Origin of the sequence: Streptomyces sp. NBC_00154 (assembly GCF_026342835.1) — a bacterium.
In the GTDB taxonomy this organism is placed as follows: Bacteria; Actinomycetota; Actinomycetes; order Streptomycetales; family Streptomycetaceae; genus Streptomyces.
Window position 1 is genome coordinate 5,434,218 of the sequence record NZ_JAPEMI010000001.1, and the last position, 16,537, is coordinate 5,450,754.

At 70.3% G+C, this 16,537-nt stretch carries 15 protein-coding genes; 14 read left to right on the forward strand and 1 reads right to left on the reverse strand.

Going from position 1 to position 16,537, the window contains the following annotated elements; translation table 11 throughout:
* The first annotated feature begins 311 nt into the window (after positions 1-311).
* From OHA03_RS24385 to OHA03_RS24450, 14 genes are all read left to right on the forward strand, one after another.
* Entirely contained in the window at positions 312-1,985 is a 1,674-nt protein-coding gene (locus OHA03_RS24385; RefSeq protein ID WP_267005917.1) for a CTP synthase, read from the forward strand.
* A 90-nt stretch (positions 1,986-2,075) separates the two neighbouring features.
* On the forward strand, positions 2,076-2,702 hold the full coding sequence (locus tag OHA03_RS24390; protein ID WP_267005918.1) for an NUDIX hydrolase: 627 nt from the start codon (positions 2,076-2,078) through the stop codon (positions 2,700-2,702).
* Positions 2,703-2,902: 200 nt separating this feature from the next.
* The gene (locus OHA03_RS24395; RefSeq protein WP_267005919.1) at positions 2,903-4,966 is read left to right on the forward strand and encodes a tetratricopeptide repeat protein; all 2,064 of its coding nucleotides are present in this window, start codon (positions 2,903-2,905) and stop codon (positions 4,964-4,966) included.
* Positions 4,967-5,110: 144 nt separating this feature from the next.
* Positions 5,111-6,226: an alanine dehydrogenase gene (ald, locus tag OHA03_RS24400; RefSeq protein ID WP_267008143.1), complete on the forward strand. Its 1,116-nt coding sequence runs from the start codon at positions 5,111-5,113 to the stop codon at positions 6,224-6,226.
* A 369-nt stretch (positions 6,227-6,595) separates the two neighbouring features.
* Positions 6,596-7,714: a ParA family protein gene (locus OHA03_RS24405; protein WP_030917911.1), complete on the forward strand. Its 1,119-nt coding sequence runs from the start codon at positions 6,596-6,598 to the stop codon at positions 7,712-7,714.
* A complete protein-coding gene (locus OHA03_RS24410; protein WP_267008144.1) occupies positions 7,711-8,313 on the forward strand; it encodes a hypothetical protein in 603 nt (200 codons plus the stop codon). Before OHA03_RS24405 ends, OHA03_RS24410 begins: the two co-directional genes overlap by 4 nt.
* Positions 8,314-8,416: 103 nt before the next feature.
* The gene (locus tag OHA03_RS24415) at positions 8,417-9,520 is read left to right on the forward strand and encodes a ScpA family protein (RefSeq protein WP_267005920.1); all 1,104 of its coding nucleotides are present in this window, start codon (positions 8,417-8,419) and stop codon (positions 9,518-9,520) included.
* Positions 9,517-10,167, forward strand: coding sequence for an SMC-Scp complex subunit ScpB (scpB, locus tag OHA03_RS24420; protein ID WP_030977295.1), 651 nt, complete (start codon positions 9,517-9,519; stop codon positions 10,165-10,167). Before OHA03_RS24415 ends, scpB begins: the two co-directional genes overlap by 4 nt.
* A complete protein-coding gene (locus OHA03_RS24425) occupies positions 10,167-11,282 on the forward strand; it encodes a pseudouridine synthase (RefSeq protein ID WP_267005921.1) in 1,116 nt (371 codons plus the stop codon). Before scpB ends, OHA03_RS24425 begins: the two co-directional genes overlap by 1 nt.
* Positions 11,283-11,413: 131 nt before the next feature.
* On the forward strand, positions 11,414-12,067 hold the full coding sequence (gene pnuC, locus OHA03_RS24430; protein ID WP_267005922.1) for a nicotinamide riboside transporter PnuC: 654 nt from the start codon (positions 11,414-11,416) through the stop codon (positions 12,065-12,067).
* Positions 12,064-13,143, forward strand: coding sequence for an AAA family ATPase (locus tag OHA03_RS24435; protein WP_267005923.1), 1,080 nt, complete (start codon positions 12,064-12,066; stop codon positions 13,141-13,143). The genes pnuC and OHA03_RS24435 overlap by 4 nt, the downstream gene beginning before the upstream one ends.
* The gene (locus OHA03_RS24440) at positions 13,140-13,874 is read left to right on the forward strand and encodes an NUDIX domain-containing protein (RefSeq protein WP_267005924.1); all 735 of its coding nucleotides are present in this window, start codon (positions 13,140-13,142) and stop codon (positions 13,872-13,874) included. The genes OHA03_RS24435 and OHA03_RS24440 overlap by 4 nt, the downstream gene beginning before the upstream one ends.
* Entirely contained in the window at positions 13,871-14,893 is a 1,023-nt protein-coding gene (locus OHA03_RS24445; RefSeq protein ID WP_267005925.1) for an ADP-ribosylglycohydrolase family protein, read from the forward strand. The genes OHA03_RS24440 and OHA03_RS24445 overlap by 4 nt, the downstream gene beginning before the upstream one ends.
* 3 nt (positions 14,894-14,896) lie before the next feature.
* Positions 14,897-15,709: a nucleotidyltransferase domain-containing protein gene (locus tag OHA03_RS24450; RefSeq protein WP_267005926.1), complete on the forward strand. Its 813-nt coding sequence runs from the start codon at positions 14,897-14,899 to the stop codon at positions 15,707-15,709.
* A gap of 71 nt (positions 15,710-15,780) precedes the next feature.
* Here the strand turns inward: OHA03_RS24450 and OHA03_RS24455 are convergent, their stop codons facing one another.
* Entirely contained in the window at positions 15,781-16,485 is a 705-nt protein-coding gene (locus OHA03_RS24455) for a nucleotidyltransferase domain-containing protein (RefSeq protein WP_267005927.1), read from the reverse strand.
* Between the last annotated feature and the right edge of the window lie 52 nt (positions 16,486-16,537).

The window sequence follows — 16,537 nt, forward strand, 5'->3', positions numbered from 1 at the left end:
TTGGGTCGCCCGGCTGCGAGTGTCCGAGCAGGATACGACGCACGTCCATGATCCGCGCGACGGTCCAGGTAAGACATCTGAGCCGAACGGGTGGGGACCGAACACGGTGTGGTGATCTTGCGAGGCCGGTGCGCCGGGTGTGGCCGGAAGCAGGCTCCCCCAGTCGCTGATACCCTGGTAGCCCGTGGACCGGTGGTCGTCAGCAACAGCGGACGAGGCCCCCGAACCGCAGCGACGGCACCTTCGGAGTCTCCGGATGGCAACGCCGGTACGCACCTCAAGATCCGCGACCACGGGAGCCCCCTTTGGCTATGCAGCCCACATCCACGACGACCAAGCACATCTTCGTCACCGGGGGTGTCGCCTCTTCCCTCGGCAAGGGTCTGACTGCCTCCAGCCTGGGTGCCCTGCTCAAGGCGCGGGGCCTTCGGGTCACGATGCAGAAGCTCGACCCGTACCTCAACGTCGACCCTGGCACGATGAACCCGTTCCAGCACGGCGAGGTGTTCGTCACCAACGACGGCGCCGAGACCGACCTCGACATCGGCCACTACGAGCGTTTCCTCGACGTCGACCTCGACGGCTCCGCCAACGTCACGACCGGCCAGGTGTACTCGCAGGTCATCGCCAAGGAGCGGCGCGGCGAGTACCTCGGTGACACCGTCCAGGTCATCCCGCACATCACCAACGAGATCAAGCACCGCATCCGCCGCATGGCGACCGACGACGTCGACGTCGTCATCACCGAGGTCGGCGGCACGGTCGGCGACATCGAGTCGCTGCCGTTCCTGGAGACCGTCCGCCAGGTCCGCCACGAGGTCGGCCGGGACAACGTCTTCGTCGTGCACATCTCGCTGCTGCCGTACATCGGCCCGTCCGGCGAGCTGAAGACCAAGCCCACCCAGCACTCGGTCGCGGCGCTGCGGAACATCGGTATTCAGCCGGACGCGATCGTGCTGCGCGCCGACCGTGACGTACCGACCGCCATCAAGCGCAAGATCTCGCTGATGTGCGACGTGGACGAGGCCGCCGTGGTGGCCTGCGTGGACGCCAAGTCGATCTACGACATCCCGAAGGTGCTGCACACCGAGGGCCTGGACGCGTACGTCGTGCGCAAGCTCGACCTGCCGTTCCGCGACGTCGACTGGACCACCTGGGACGACCTGCTGGACCGCGTCCACAACCCCGACCACGAGATCACCGTCGCGCTCGTCGGCAAGTACATCGACCTGCCCGACGCGTATCTCTCGGTCACCGAGGCCATCCGGGCCGGCGGCTTCGCGAACAAGGCCCGCGTCAAGGTCAAGTGGGTCGCCTCCGACGACTGCAAGACCCCGGCCGGCGCCGCCAGGCAGCTCTCCGACGTCGACGCGATCTGCGTCCCCGGCGGGTTCGGCGACCGCGGTGTCAACGGCAAGATCGGCGCCATCCAGTATGCCCGCGAGAACAAGGTGCCGCTGCTCGGCCTCTGCCTCGGCCTGCAGTGCATCGTGATCGAGGCGGCGCGCAACCTCGCCGAGATCCCCGACGCCAACTCCACCGAGTTCGACGCCGCCACCTCGCACCCCGTCATCTCGACGATGGAGGAGCAGCTCGCGTACGTCGAGGGCGCCGGCGACCTGGGCGGCACCATGCGGCTCGGCCTGTACCCGGCGAAGCTCGCCGAGGGCTCGCTGGTCCGTGAGGCGTACGACGACCAGCCGTACGTGGAGGAGCGTCACCGCCACCGCTACGAGGTCAACAACGCCTACCGCGCCGAGCTGGAGAAGAAGGCCGGTCTGGTCTTCTCCGGCACGTCCCCGGACAACAAGCTCGTCGAGTACGTCGAGTACCCGCGCGAGATCCACCCCTACCTGGTCGCCACCCAGGCGCACCCGGAGCTCCGGTCCCGGCCGACCCGCCCGCACCCGCTCTTCGCGGGCCTGGTCAAGGCGGCTGTCGAGCGCAAGACCGCGGGCAAGCAGGGCCCCACGTCGGGCAAGTAGTCCGACTGCAGGCAGGCGTTACCGTTGACCGGGGTACGGATCCACTGAGGGTCCGTACCCCGGTTTCTGTTTTTTTGTGGGAGGACGTAGATGGGTATCCAGGACACGCCCGAGGAGTGGCCGGTCACCGCGACCGAGACCCCCTTTACGGGCAACAAGACCAGCGTCCGCACCGATGACGTGGTGATGCCCGATGGCTCCGTCGTGCGCCGCGACTACCAGGTCCACCCGGGATCGGTCGCCGTGCTCGCGCTCGACGACGCGGGCCGGGTCCTCGTGCTGCGGCAGTACCGGCACCCCGTGCGGCACAAGCTCTGGGAGATCCCGGCCGGCCTGCTCGACATCCCCGGTGAGAACCCGCTGCACGCGGCGCAGCGCGAACTCTACGAGGAGGCCTACGTCAAGGCCGAGGACTGGCGGGTGCTGACCGACGTCTACACCACGCCCGGCGGCTGCGACGAAGCGGTACGGATCTTCCTGGCCCGGAATCTCTCCGAGGCCGACGGCGAGCGCTTCGAGGTCTCCGAGGAGGAGGCCGACATGGAGCTGGCCCGGGTGGAGCTCAAGGAGCTCGTGCGGGGGGTGCTCGCCGGGGAACTGCACAACAACTGCCTCGTGGTGGGCGTCCTTTCGCTTGCGGCGGTGCTCGCCGGCGACGGGATCGACTCGTTGCGGCCGGCGGAGGCGCCGTGGCCGGCCAGGCCGTTCGAGGTCTGAGGTTCCGTCGGTCCGGGGGTTCGCCGGTCTTGACGGTCTGGTGCGGCGAACAGAGGCCCTTTGATCGGACAAAATGTTGATCCGATCGGGGGACCTCCCCGCCACGCTCCACCGTGTTCGCGTACCCGCCTGAACTACGCTCGGAATGCCCTGGCCGGAGTCCCGGCGGGCAACGCGTGCAGCGAAGTGGAGCGTGGCCCGTGACGGATCAGGTGGTGGACACCAGCGGCCCGGCATCGGCGGCGGGGACCGAGGGGCCGTCCGGCGCCGCACCATGCCAATTCTTCGGCCGCGAACGCGAGTTGAAGGAGCTGAAGGCCGACATCGAACGGGCCGGGCTGGACACCCTGGCCGGTCGCAAAGCGGCCCGCGCCAGGGTCCTGCTGATTGCCGGACGCCCCGGCTCCGGGCGTACCGCACTCGCCGAGGAACTCACCCGCGCACTGCTGGACACCGGCGACTACCCCGACGGGCTGCTCCGGGTCCGGCTCACCGAACTCGGCGGCGCCCCCGTCCCCACCGAACGCACCGCCCGGGACCTCCTCGACCAGCTGGAGGTCGCCGGGCCGCCCGGCGCGGACGCGGACGAACTGTCCCAGTTGGTCCGCGAGACCCTCGCCGACCGGCACGTCCTGCTGCTGCTCGACGACGCCGCCGATGCCGAACAGGTCGACCCGCTGCTGCCGGACAACCCCGGCTGCCTCGTGGTCGCCACCGCCCAGGGCCCGCTCACCGGCATCCCCGGCGTCCGCCCGTGCACCATCGGCGGCCTCGACAAGGGCTCCGCCGTCCAGCTGCTGGCCGGCGCCATCGGCCAGGTCAGGATCACGGTGGACCCGCTGACCGCCGAGAGCCTCGCCGAGGAGTGCGGTGGACAGCCTGCCGCCCTGGTCATGATCGGTGGCTGGCTCGCCGCCCACCCCATGGCATCGGTCGCCGATGTCACCAAGCAGCTGCGCGAACTGCCGGACGACGCCGAGCAGCCCACCGGCGCCCGCCCGCTGGCCCGCGCCTTCCAGCTGGTCTACGAGTCCCTGCCGCAGACCGCCGGCCGGATACTGCGACTGCTCGCGCTCGCACCCGCCGGGCTCGCCGACGCCCACACCGCGTCCGCGCTGGCGGGCTGCTCGGTCTCGGCCGCCCAGTCGACCCTCGACGACTTCGTCCGGCTGGGCCTGCTGCGTACCAACGGGGCGGAGCTGGCGCAGTACGAGGTGCCCGGCTGCCTCGCCCCGCTGCTGCAGGCCCTGCTCGCCGACCGGGACCGGCCGGCCGAGATCCAGCTCGCCAGGGCCCGGTTGCTGGAGCGGACCGTACGCCAGCTCCAGTCCTGCCGGGCGATCACCGAACCGGAGGGTTCCGAGGCCCGCCGGAAGCTCGCCGGACTGCCGAGCTCGCTGCGCTTTCCGCACCCCGAAGCGGCCGCCGCCTGGCTGCGGAACCGCCGGCCGGCCCTGCTCGCCTCCGCCCGGATCGCTGTGGAGGACGGGGAACTCGACACCCTGGCAAGGAGGTTGGTGGCCGCGCTGGTGCGGGCGCTGGCCGTGCACCAGGGCACCGAGGCCGCGGCATCCGATCTGTACGGACTGCACGGACTGGTCCTGGCCGTCGCCGAGCGGCGCGAGCTGCCCCGCGAGCGGGCCGCCGCACTGCTCAATCTCGCCGATCTGGACGCCAGGACGGGCCGTACGCGGGAGGCGCTGACCCGCTATCGGGCGGCCCTGGACGCCGGACGGGCGGCGAAGGACCCGTACGCGACGGGACGGGCGATGGAATCCGTAGGCGGCGCCTACGCCGAGCTGGGGGACTTCCACCGGGCCTCCGACTGGTACGGCCGGGCGCTCGCGCAGCGGCTCACCCACGGCGAGCTCGCCGACGAGGCGCGACTGTACGGGCGGCTCGGCTCCGTCCACACCTATGCCGGGCAGTACGGCGAGGCCCTGCGGAACTGGCGGGCGGCGGCGGCCGGGTACCGCAGGCTCGGCGACCTGGCGGCCCAGGCGCGGGCTCTCAGCGAGGCCGCGCGGGTGCAGGAGTACGCGGGGCGGCCGCAGGAGTCGCTGCGCACCTGTCAGGAGGCCGTCGAGTGGGCACGGCAGGCCAAGGACGTACGGCTGCAGGCCGCGCTGGAGCTCCGGCTGGCCGACACGCTCGACCGGCTCGGCGACCCGGCTGCGGCCGGGTTGCACCGCGGTGTGGCGCAGAGACTGCTGGGCAAGGATGAGCCCGCCTGCGAAATCCGTAGTGCGTCGACTGAAAATTAATGCTTTGTAAGGCTAGACAGCGAGAAGCCCTTCATTAAACTGGCTCTGCCGCGTACGTTCGCGGTGTCTCCATTTACACTGTGTGTATCCGGGTATGCACCTCTATGCCCGGAGTAACCCTCTGAGTCAAGGACCGTGATCGACGTGAAGGTCGGCATCCCCCGCGAAGTCAAGAACAACGAGTTCCGCGTGGCCATCACGCCCGCCGGTGTGCATGAGCTCGTCCGCAACGGCCACCAGGTCGTCGTCGAGCAGAACGCCGGTGCCGGGTCCTCGATCACGGACGAGGAGTACATCGCCGCGGGGGCGCGGATCCTCCCCACCGCCGACGAGGTCTGGGTCACCGCCGACCTGCTCCTGAAGGTCAAGGAGCCGGTCGCCGAGGAGTACCACCGCCTGCGCAAGGACCAGACGCTCTTCACCTACCTGCACCTCGCCGCCTCCCGCGAGTGCACGGACGCGCTGCTGGAGTCCGGCACCACGGCGATCGCGTACGAGACCGTCGAGACCGCGAACCGCGCGCTGCCGCTGCTCGCCCCGATGTCCGAGGTCGCGGGCCGGCTGGCCCCGCAGGTCGGTGCGTACCACCTGATGCGCTCGGTCGGCGGCCGCGGCGTGCTGCCGGGCGGTGTCCCGGGTACCGCGCCCGCCGAGGCCGTCGTCATCGGTGGCGGTGTCTCCGGCTGGAACGCCACGCAGATCGCCGTCGGTCTCGGCTTCCACGTCACGCTGCTCGACAGGGACATCAACAAGCTGCGCGAGGCCGACAAGGTCTTCGGCACCAAGGTGAAGACGGTCGTCTCCAACGCCTTCGAGCTGGAGCGGGCGGTCATCGAGGCCGACCTCGTCGTCGGTGCCGTGCTGATCCCCGGCGCGAAGGCCCCGAAGCTGGTCACCAACGAGCTCGTCGCCAAGATGAAGCCCGGAAGTGTACTTGTCGACATTGCAATCGACCAGGGTGGCTGCTTCGAGGACTCGCACCCGACGACGCACGCCGAGCCGACCTTCATGGTCCACAACTCGGTCTTCTACTGCGTCGCCAACATGCCGGGCGCGGTGCCGAACACCTCCACGTACGCGCTCACCAACGCCACGCTGCCGTACATCCTGGAGCTCGCCAACCGTGGCTGGGTCGAGGCGCTTCGCCGCGACGCCGCGCTCGCCAAGGGCCTCAACACCCATGAGGGCCAGGTCGTTTACCGCGAGGTGGCGGAGGCGCACGGTCTGGAGCACGTCGAGCTGAGCACGCTTCTCGGCTGACGGGTCAACATCTTTCGTCAACCTCGCGCGTCCGGCCGGACCTTGCCGAGCAAGGTCCGGCCGGAGGCATGTCGGGCCGCTGTGAGAGCCTTGCGCAACTCGCCTCGAAGGTAACCCTTTACCCGTTTCGTGCACCGGTGAAATGTGCGCCGGAGCGACCGTGCGCCCTTGACAGGGGGGTGTTCGATTGCCGACACATCGGGCCGGGTCCGGCGGATTGTGTTGCTGCGAACCGGTGACACGCCATAGAGTCGCCAATCGTCGGCATGGTGTCACGCTGACCTATCGATAAGTTTCCTGGTCACGTCCAAGGAGGTAAGACGACTTGTGAATGAGTCGACATTTACTCCCGGGGGTGTTCAACCAGGGATGCCTGCACGGGGCCAGAGCCCGATCGGGCTGGAGGCTGTCGGCTCCGTCGCTGTCCGCACCTTCGCCACCCACCAGCACATGACGACAGCCCCCCAGATGATGGACGGCCTAAACGTGAACGCCATGGCCGGCAACGAGAGTGGCCGAGAGACCGCCCACTTCGCCGACTTCGACGAGGTGCCCCAGGGGCACTTCTACGACCCCGACGCCGAGTACGAGCCCGATCCGGAGTACGCGGCCACCCTCGCGCCCGACGCTGCCCGCCAGCGCCGCGAGCGGATCGGCCCGACCGGCCGGCCCCTGCCCTACTTCCCGATCCCGGGCCCGCTGACCGACCACGGTCCCGCGAAGATCATCGCGATGTGCAACCAGAAGGGCGGCGTCGGCAAGACCACGTCGACCATCAACCTCGGTGCCGCACTCGCGGAGTACGGACGTCGTGTCCTGCTCGTCGACTTCGACCCGCAGGGAGCCCTGTCCGTCGGCCTCGGCGTCAACCCGATGGAGCTCGACCTCACGGTCTACAACCTGCTCATGGAGCGGGGCATGTCGGCCGACGAGGTCCTCCTGAAGACCGCCGTGCCCAACATGGACCTGCTGCCGAGCAACATCGACCTGTCGGCCGCCGAGGTGCAGTTGGTCAGTGAGGTGGCCCGGGAGTCGACGCTGCAGCGTGCCCTGAAGCCGCTGATGGCCGACTACGACTACATCGTGATCGACTGTCAGCCCTCGCTGGGCCTGCTCACCGTGAACGCCCTGACGGCTGCTCACAAGGTGATAGTGCCGCTCGAGTGCGAGTTCTTCGCACTCCGTGGTGTGGCACTGCTCACCGAGACCATCGAGAAGGTCCAGGAGCGGCTCAACCCGGAGCTGGAGCTCGACGGCATTCTCGCCACCATGTACGACTCCCGCACGGTGCACAGCCGCGAGGTCCTCGCACGGGTCGTCGAGGCCTTCGACGAGCACGTCTACCACACGGTGATCGGGCGCACGGTGCGCTTCCCGGAGACCACGGTCGCCGGTGAGCCCATCACCACGTACGCCTCCAACTCGGTCGGTGCAGCCGCCTATCGCCAGCTCGCCAGGGAGGTGCTCGCCCGGTGTCACGCCGAGTGAGTCTGCCCGGGGCCGACGAACTGTTCCGTACCACCGGGGGGATGGGGCTCCAGTCCTCGTCCCCCGCGGAGCGGCGGCGCAAGGCGAACGGCGAGGCGCGGGTTCCGGCTCCGGCCGGTGAGAGCGATTCCGCGGCGGACGGATCCGGGACGGCCGAGGCCGGTGGAGCCGGGACCCTGCCGTCCGGGGAGGAGCATTCGGCGGCGGACGCCGACGCGGGGGACTCCCGCAGCCGGGGCGGGGAGAACGACCGGGCGGCGGCCGCTCAGGCGGCCCGTCGGCCCCAGCCCTCGTCCGGGATGCCGTCCGGCACGCAGCAGGAGGCGGTTCCGGCCGTCCAGCAGCAGCGCAGGCGCGGCGGCGGGCGCGGCGCGAACCGGCGGCCGAGCGGCCGGGAGCGCCACGACGAGAAGATCACCGTCTATGTCTCGGCCGAGGAACTGATGGACCTCGAACACGCGCGGCTCGTCCTGCGCGGCGAGCACGGGCTCGCCGTCGACCGCGGGCGGATCGTCCGCGAGGCGGTCGCCGTGGTCCTCGCCGACCTGGAGTCGCGGGGCGACGCGAGCATCCTCGTACGGCGGCTGCGCGGCCGCTGACCGGTACGGCGGGCCGGTAGCCTGCCCGGGGGGCCGCCGAGCGGCCCGGCCGTCTCCGTACGGCTCACCGCCCGCCCGTATCCCCGCCGCACCCTGGACCCCCATGCCGACGACCGACGAGCCCGCCCGCACGCCCCGGCGCCCCCTGGGGCGCGGTCCGGGGGGCCGGCCTGCGCCGTCCGCGGCCGGGGCCGCGGTGGTGGCGGGCGACGCCGGCGGTGTGTCCCCCACCTCGCCCCTTCCCGGAACCGGGGAGGCGTCCCAGGACCCTTCGACCGCCGTCACGGACGCCGCTGCGGCACCTGCGGCTGACGCCGTCGCCCCAGCCGACACCGCCGATCCTGTGGCGCCCACCGACCCCGCTGACACCGCCGCCTCCGGGGCACCCGCCGACGACGGGCGGTTCACCGTTCGGCTGGCCAACTTCGAGGGGCCGTTCGATCTTCTTCTGCAGCTCATCTCGAAGCACAAGCTCGATGTGACCGAGGTCGCCCTCTCCAAGGTCACCGACGAGTTCATGGTTCACATCCGGGCCATGGGAGTGGACTGGGATCTCGACCAGACCACCGAGTTCCTCGTCGTCGCCGCGACTCTGCTCGATCTCAAGGCCGCCCGGCTGCTGCCCGCCGCCGAGGTCGAGGACGAGGCCGATCTCGCGCTGCTCGAAGCGCGGGACCTGCTCTTCGCGAGGCTCCTGCAGTACCGCGCGTACAAACGCATCGCGGAGATCTTCAGCGCCCGGCTGGAGTCCGAGGGGCGGCGCTTTCCCCGGACCGTGGGGCTGGAGCCGCACCATGCCGAGCTGCTGCCCGAGGTGGTGATCAGCATCGGCGCCGAGGGGTTCGCCCGGCTCGCCGTGAAGGCGATGCAGCCGAAGCCCAAGCCGCAGGTTTACGTCGATCACATCCACGCCCCGCTGGTCAGCGTGCGTGAGCAGGCCGAGATCGTCGTGGCGCGGCTCCGGGAAGCGGGGGAGATCACTTTCCGCGCACTCACCGAGGACGCCCCAGACACCCTCACCGTCGTCGCCCGGTTCCTCGCGCTGCTGGAGCTGTACCGGGAGAAGGCCGTCACCCTGGACCAGGAGGAGGCGCTCGGCGAACTCATGGTGCGCTGGGCCGGGGGCGAGGCGGCCGAGCCCGCGGTGACGGACGAGTTCGATCAAGAGGTGCAGGACATGGACGTACAAGAGGATGTGCAGGCATGAGCGAGCAGCGCCCCACCGGTGCGAGCACCGTCGCGGATCTTGAGCTCAAGCCCGCCCTCGAGGCCGTTCTCATGGTCGTCGACGAACCCGCCACCGAGGAACACCTCGCCAAGGTGCTGGAGCGGCCCCGGCGGGCCGTCGCTGACGCGCTGCGGGAGCTGGCCGACGAGTACACCGTGCAGCGCCGCGGTTTCGATCTCCGGCTGGTCGCGGGCGGCTGGCGCTTCTACACGCGCCCGGAGTACGCGGAGGCGGTCGAGGGCTTCGTGCTGGACGGCCAGCAGGCCCGCCTCACCCAGGCGGCTCTGGAGACCCTCGCAGTGGTCGCGTACCGCCAGCCGGTCAGCCGATCGAGGGTGTCTGCGGTACGCGGCGTGAACTGTGACGGCGTGATGCGGACCCTCCTGCAGAGGGGCCTGGTCGAGGAAGCGGGCGCGGAACCCGAAACAGGTGCGATCCTGTACAGGACGACGAACTACTTTCTGGAGCGGATGGGCCTACGTGGCCTGGATGAGCTCCCGGAGCTCGCGCCCTTCCTCCCCGAGGCGGACGCGATCGAGGCTGAGACGCTAGAGGGTGTGCCGTCGTTCGATCCGGACGCACCGGACACCCCGGATACTCACGCAGACGACAAGACGGAATTTTGATGCGAAGCAGTGGCAGGAACAGCGGAAGCGGCAGCGGCAAGAGCGGCGGCAACCGGAACCCCCGGGGTGGCGGCGCCGGGCGCGACGACAGGCAGGACAAGCGTCCCCGCAAGCCCCGCCCCGAGGAGCGCCGCTACGACGTGGGCGGCACCGGGGCCGGCGAGAAGAGCGGCGAAGGCCCCCGCAAGGGCCGCGGCGCCGCAGCCCGCGGTGGCGCCAAGGGCGGTCCGAAGCCCCCGCAGGGCGGCGCGAGGAGCGGCGGCCCGCGGCGTGGACCGCAGGGCGCCCCGTCCCGCTCGCGCGAGCTCGACGCCAAGATCGAGCAGCGCAACCGGGACAGGTACGCGAACAAGCCCGACATCAAGACGCCCAAGACCCACCCGGGCGCCGAGCAGGAGGGCGAGCGTCTGCAGAAGGTCCTGGCCAGGGCCGGCATGGGCTCGCGCCGTGCGTGCGAGGAGCTGATCGAGCAGTCCCGCGTCGAGGTCAACGGCGAGATCGTCGTCGAGCAGGGCATGCGCGTCGATGTGCACAAGGACGAGATCAAGGTCGACGGTCTGACCGTCGCCGCCCAGTCGTACCTCTTCTTCGCGCTGAACAAGCCCGCCGGTGTCGTCTCCTCGATGGAGGACCCTGACGGCCGCCAGTGCCTCGGCGACTACGTCACCAACCGTGAGACGCGGCTCTTCCACGTCGGCCGGCTGGACACCGAGACCGAGGGCATCATCCTGCTCACCAACCACGGCGAGCTGGCCCACCGGCTGACCCACCCGAAGTACGGCGTGAAGAAGACCTACCTGGCCGCCATCCAGGGACCGCTCCCGCGCGACCTGGGCAAGCACCTCAAGGACGGCATCCAGCTGGAGGACGGGTACGCCCGCGCCGACCACTTCCGCGTCGTCGAGAACACCGGCAAGAACTACCTGGTCGAGGTCACCCTCCACGAGGGCCGCAAGCACATCGTCCGCCGGATGCTGGCCGAGGCCGGCTTCCCGGTCGAGCGGCTGGTGCGGACGTCCTTCGGGCCGATCCCGCTGGGCGACCAGAAGTCCGGCTGGCTGCGCCGCCTCACCAACACCGAGGTGGGCATGCTGATGGGCGAGGTCGGTCTGTAGTCCGCGTCCGGCGTCCGCTGTACGGCCCGCGGCCGGTTCCTGGTTTCGATTTTCGAACAGGAAACCGGCCGCGGGCCTTTTGTTGCCGTCGAATCGCCTTTATAGTCAAGTTGACTATTAAGGAGGCGGGCGTGAGTCTCGCGGACATCCTCGATCCCCTGCAGCAACCCCTGGTGACAGTCCTGGACACCCCGGTCGGCTGGACCGAGGTGCTCGGCTTCGGCAGTGGGGCGCTGTGCGTCTGGCTCGTGGCCCGCCAGCATCTCGCCAACTGGCCGATCGGCATCGCCAACAACCTCTTCTTCATCCTGCTGTTCACCCGGTCCGGTCTGTACGCCGACGCCGGCCTGCAGATCGTCTTCATCGCCCTCGCCGCGTACGGCTGGTGGACCTGGACCCACGGGGGTGGACCAGGCTCGCCGGACCTGCCGGTGCGCAGCACCAGCCGCACCGAATGGATCCGGCTGTGCGCGGCAGGGGTGCTGGGGACCGCCGGTCTGACTGTTCTCCTCAGCCACGCCACCGACTCGACCGTGCCGTTCTGGGATGCCCTGACGACCGCGCTGTCCTTGGCTGCGACGTACGGGCAGTGCCGAAAGCTCGTCGAGTCGTGGTGGCTGTGGATCGCCGCCGACATCGTGTACATCCCGCTGTACGCCTACAAGGAGCTCTATCTGACCTCCCTGCTGTACGCCGGCTTTCTGACGCTGTGCCTGGTCGGACTGCGCAACTGGAAGCGTGATCTCTACGTTCCTCAGCGGGAGTTGGCGGAGGTGGCAGGGTGACGCGGTTCAGTCACGGGCTCCTGCTCGGCAAGTTCTATCCGCCGCACGCCGGCCATCACCACCTCGTCCGCACCGCCCAGGACCGCTGCGAGCGGCTGACCGTCCTGGTCTGCGCCGCCTCCGTCGAGTCCGTCCCCCTCGCCGACCGGATGGCCTGGATGCGGGAGGTGCACCCGGACGTACGGGTCGTCGGCGCCGTCGACGACACCCGGATGGATCTCCACGACCCGGCGATCTGGGATGCCCACATGGCCGTCTTCAAGGGGGCCGTCCCGGAGAAGGTCGATGCCGTCTTCACCTCGGAGCCGTACGGGGACGAACTGGCCCGCCGGTTCGGTGCCGAATCCGTCTGCGTCGACCCCGACCGTACGGTCTTCGCGGTCTCCGGCACAGCCGTCCGCAAGGACCCGGTCGGCTGCTGGGACTTCCTCGAACCGCCCGTACGGGCCGCGCTCACCCGCCGCATCGTCGTCCTCGGCGCCGAGTCCACCGGCACCACCACGATGGCGCAGGCCCTCACCGATCACTACCGCCGGCGCGGCGGCGTCTGGGCACAGACCCGGTATGTCGCCGAGTACGGGCGGGAGTTCAGCGAACAGAAGCTGGCCGCGCTGCGCACCCGGTGGCCCCGGGCGCAGTGGGAGGACGTCGCCTTCACCACCGACGACTTCCCGCTGATCGCCGCAGCCCAGAACGCCAAGGAGGAGGCGGCTGCCCGGACCGGGTCCCCGGTACTCTTCTGCGACACCGACTCCTTCGCCACCACCGTCTGGCACGAGCGGTACATCGGAGGCCGCAACCCGCGCGTCGAGGAGACCGCCGACCGGGTCGCCCATCACCTGTGGCTGCTCACCGACCACGAGGGCGTCGCCTTCGAGGACGACGGGCTGCGCGACGGCGAGGAGCTGCGGCCCTGGATGACCGACCGTTTCCGGGCCGAACTCATCCGTACCGGGCGGCAGTTCATCGAACTCACCGGACCGCACCGGCAACGCCTGGACGCCGCGGTCGACGCCGTCGACGCCGTGCTCGCGGCGGGCTGGGACTTCGCGGCACCCCTCCCGGAGCGACGATGAGCACCGGCGCCCCCGAGGGCTACGACCCGTACGCCTTCGAACCGTTCGCGGTCACCGTCGACCTCGCCGTCTTCACGGTCCGCGACGGCCGGCTGCACGTCCTGCTCGTCGAGCGCGGCGAGGACCCGTACAAGGGCCACTGGGCGCTGCCCGGCGGCTTCGTGCTGCCCCGCGAGTCCGCCGAGGACGCCGCCCGCCGGGAGCTCGCGGAGGAGACCGGGCTGACCGAGGCAACCGTCTCCGCACTCCACCTGGCGCAGCTGCGCACCTACAGCGATCCGGACCGCGACCCCAGGATGCGGGTCGTCTCCGTCGCGTATACCGCACTCATTCCCGATCTGCCCGAGCCGCGTGGCGGCGGGGACGCGGCCAACGCCCGCTGGTGGGACGCCGGAGCACTAGGCGCGCTCGCCTTCGACCACGACCGCATCCTCACCGACGCGCACGACCGGATCGGCGCCAAACTCGAGTACACCTGCATCGCGACGGCCTTCTGCCCGGCCGAATTCACCCTGGGCGAGCTCCAGCAGGTGTACGAGACGGTCTGGGGCGTCGAGCTCGACCGGCCCAACTTCCGGCGCAAGGTCCTCACCACGCCCGGCTTCGTCCAGGCCGTGGAGGGATCACCGCGCCGCACCGGCGGACGGGGGAAGCCGGCTGCTCTGTACCGGGCGGGTGCCGCCACCGCCCTGCACCCTCCACTTCTGCGACCGGAAGGACGAAGCGCATGATCGTGACCCGGACCATCACCAAACAGGCCGCCACCGGCGCACTGACCGGGCTCGCGCTCGGCGACGCGCTGGGCTTCCCGACCGAGTTCAACAATGTGCCGTCGATCCTCGCCAAGTGCGGGCCGTGGCGGCAGATGCGGCTGCCGAACCCCGCGTTCGTCAGCGACGACACGCAGATGACGCTGGCCCTCGCGCGGGGCATCCGCACCGCCATGGACCGCGGACTGCTCACCCCGCTGCGGCTGGTCCGGCCGGTGCGCGAGGAGTTCGTCGATTGGTACCACTCGCCGGACAACAACCGCGCCCCCGGCCGCACCTGTATGAGCGCCTGCCGGCTGCTCGACAGCGAACGGCCCTGGCAGGAGGCCAGCCAGACCGGCTCCAAGGGCTGCGGCGCCAATATGCGGGTGGCGCCGGTCGGGCTCGTACCGGGGCTGAGCGAGGAACAGCGCTCCGGTGCGGCACAGTTGCAGGCCGCCCTCACACACGGCCATCCCACGGCGCTCGCCGCCTCCGACCTGATGGCACGGGCGGTATATCTGCTGGCGCAGGGTGCGGAGCCGACGGGGCTGATCGGGCAGCTGCGTTCGTACGCGTACGAGAGCAGCAGCCGCTACCTCACGCGCTGGCTCGGCGACCTGTGGCGGTACGCGGGTGACGACTCGGGCGAGAGCTACATCCAGCGCGGCTGGGACGAGTGCCTGACCGCACTGTCCCGCGTCCAGGACGCCCTGCGCGACCCGTCACCGGAGACCGACCCGTGCGAGGCGACCGGCGACGGCTGGATCGCCGAGGACGCCCTCGCCACGGCCCTGCACTGCTTCCTGCTCTTCCCCGACGAACCGGTCACCGCACTGCGCCGGGCCGCCTGCACCCGCGGCGACTCGGACTCCATCGGCTGCCTGACCGGGGCGCTGGCCGGGGCGCATCTGGGGGCCGGGGCGTGGCCCAAGGAGTGGTCGGAGCGGATCGAGTACCGCAGCGACCTGCTGTCGCTGGGGGCGCTCTGGGACTCTTGACCCATGCGTACGGAAACGATCCACCTCCACGAGGCCGGGCTGCCGGTCACGGACCTCGGCCCGGTCCTCGCCGAAGAGCCGGGACCGTTGCTGTTCGCCACGGTCTCCGGGGCGCATCTGTACGGGTTTCCGTCCCGGGACTCGGACGTGGACCTGCGGGGGGTCCACCTCCTGCCGGCCGAGGACCTGGTGGGGCTGCGCGAACCGGACGAGACGCGCTCGCGGATGTGGGACCGGGAAGGGGTCGAGATGGACCTCGTCACCCACGATCTGCGGAAGTTCGTCCGGCTGATGCTGAAGCCGAACGGCTATGTGCTGGAGCAGCTGCTGTCGCCGCTGGTGGTGCACACGAGTGAGCTGCACGCGGAACTGATCGAGCTGGCGCCCGCGGTACTGACGCGCAACCACGCGCACCACTACCGGGGGTTCTCGAACACGCAGTGGCGGCTGTTCGAGAGGACCGGCGAACTGAAACCGCTGCTCTACACATTCCGGGCGCTGCTGACCGGCATTCATCTGATGCGCAGTGGCGAGGTGCTCGCGCATCTGCCGACGCTCCTGGGGGACGTGGCGGCGCCCGCGTATCTGCCCGAGCTGATCGAGGCGAAGGCCGCGGCCGAGCACGGGGGAGCGGAGGGTGTGGACGGTGCGGTCGTGTCCCGGGACGTCGAGGCGCTGCATCGGGTGCTGGACGAGGCGCAGACGGAGTCGGGGCTGCCGGATGGCGCGGGAGGGTTCGACGGGCTGCACGAGCTCGTGGTGCGAGCGCGGTTGAAAGGGCTCGGGACTCTGTCCTCAAGCTCCCCCACAGCCTGAAGGGCATGATCGGTTGTCGTGCGTCTGCGCTCGTCCGCCGGGACGTCGCGGACGCCGGTCAGGGTGGCCGGTCACCCCTTGTCGGGCAACGATGCGGACGCTCTGCGGGTGCGGACGAGGAAGTCCTCCACCCGGGCCCGGTCCGGCTCCGGTGGCAGCGGGGAGCCCGGTGCCGACGCGTCGTTCTCCTCGGCCAGCCGCGTCATGCGGCGCTCCACCTCCGGCCACGGGACCTCGCCCCGCTTCACCGCGAGCAGGTCCTCCCTGGCCTCGCCCACCTCGATCGTCAGCTCGCCCGTACGCAGCAGATCCCGGCCGCTCGCCAGCAGTCGCAGCAGATGCATGGCGTGCTTCCAGCGCGGCGCACCGTACTGCCGGACATCCGCCTCCAGCTTCTTGCGCTGCCCCAGCGCGTAGCGGACGAAGGTCTGGTGGGCGAGGCGGGACAGGAACGCGCCGCGCAGGGAGAGGAGTTCATGGCCGACCGCGTCGGCCCGTTCCACCAGCGGCGAGTGGAGGCACTCCAGCACATTGGGGTTGGCACGCAGCGCCAGCTCGCAAAAACGCTCCAGCTCCCAGGAGAACTGCTCCTGCGCCGGGCCCTCGACATGCGTCGGCGGTTTGTCGAACCGCCAGAACAGCGGGGTCGGCGCCAGGAAGACACCGCGCCGGTCGGTGTCGCTGTCGCCCGTGGCCAGCCCGAACGCACGTGAGCCCATCACACAGGAGTAGACCGTGTGATCGCGTACGAGAGTCTCGGCATCGGGGGTGATCATGCGGGTGAGGGTACGCGAGGGGGCCTCGTGTGCTTCGTCGTCCGGGCAGGAG

What these genes read in the sequence shown, in the direction of transcription:
- OHA03_RS24415 (WP_267005920.1), top strand. Translation starts at nt 8,417, where the DNA reads ATGCCGACGACCGACGAGCCCGCCCGCACGCCCCGGCGCCCCCTGGGG.
- OHA03_RS24390 (WP_267005918.1), top strand. Translation starts at nt 2,076, where the DNA reads ATGGGTATCCAGGACACGCCCGAGGAGTGGCCGGTCACCGCGACCGAG.
- OHA03_RS24385 (WP_267005917.1), top strand. Translation starts at nt 312, where the DNA reads ATGCAGCCCACATCCACGACGACCAAGCACATCTTCGTCACCGGGGGT.
- OHA03_RS24425 (WP_267005921.1), top strand. Translation starts at nt 10,167, where the DNA reads ATGCGAAGCAGTGGCAGGAACAGCGGAAGCGGCAGCGGCAAGAGCGGC.
- scpB (WP_030977295.1), top strand. Translation starts at nt 9,517, where the DNA reads ATGAGCGAGCAGCGCCCCACCGGTGCGAGCACCGTCGCGGATCTTGAG.
- OHA03_RS24405 (WP_030917911.1), top strand. Translation starts at nt 6,596, where the DNA reads ATGCCTGCACGGGGCCAGAGCCCGATCGGGCTGGAGGCTGTCGGCTCC.
- OHA03_RS24450 (WP_267005926.1), top strand. Translation starts at nt 14,897, where the DNA reads ATGCGTACGGAAACGATCCACCTCCACGAGGCCGGGCTGCCGGTCACG.
- OHA03_RS24455 (WP_267005927.1), bottom strand. Translation starts at nt 16,485, where the DNA reads ATGATCACCCCCGATGCCGAGACTCTCGTACGCGATCACACGGTCTAC.
- OHA03_RS24445 (WP_267005925.1), top strand. Translation starts at nt 13,871, where the DNA reads ATGATCGTGACCCGGACCATCACCAAACAGGCCGCCACCGGCGCACTG.
- OHA03_RS24440 (WP_267005924.1), top strand. Translation starts at nt 13,140, where the DNA reads ATGAGCACCGGCGCCCCCGAGGGCTACGACCCGTACGCCTTCGAACCG.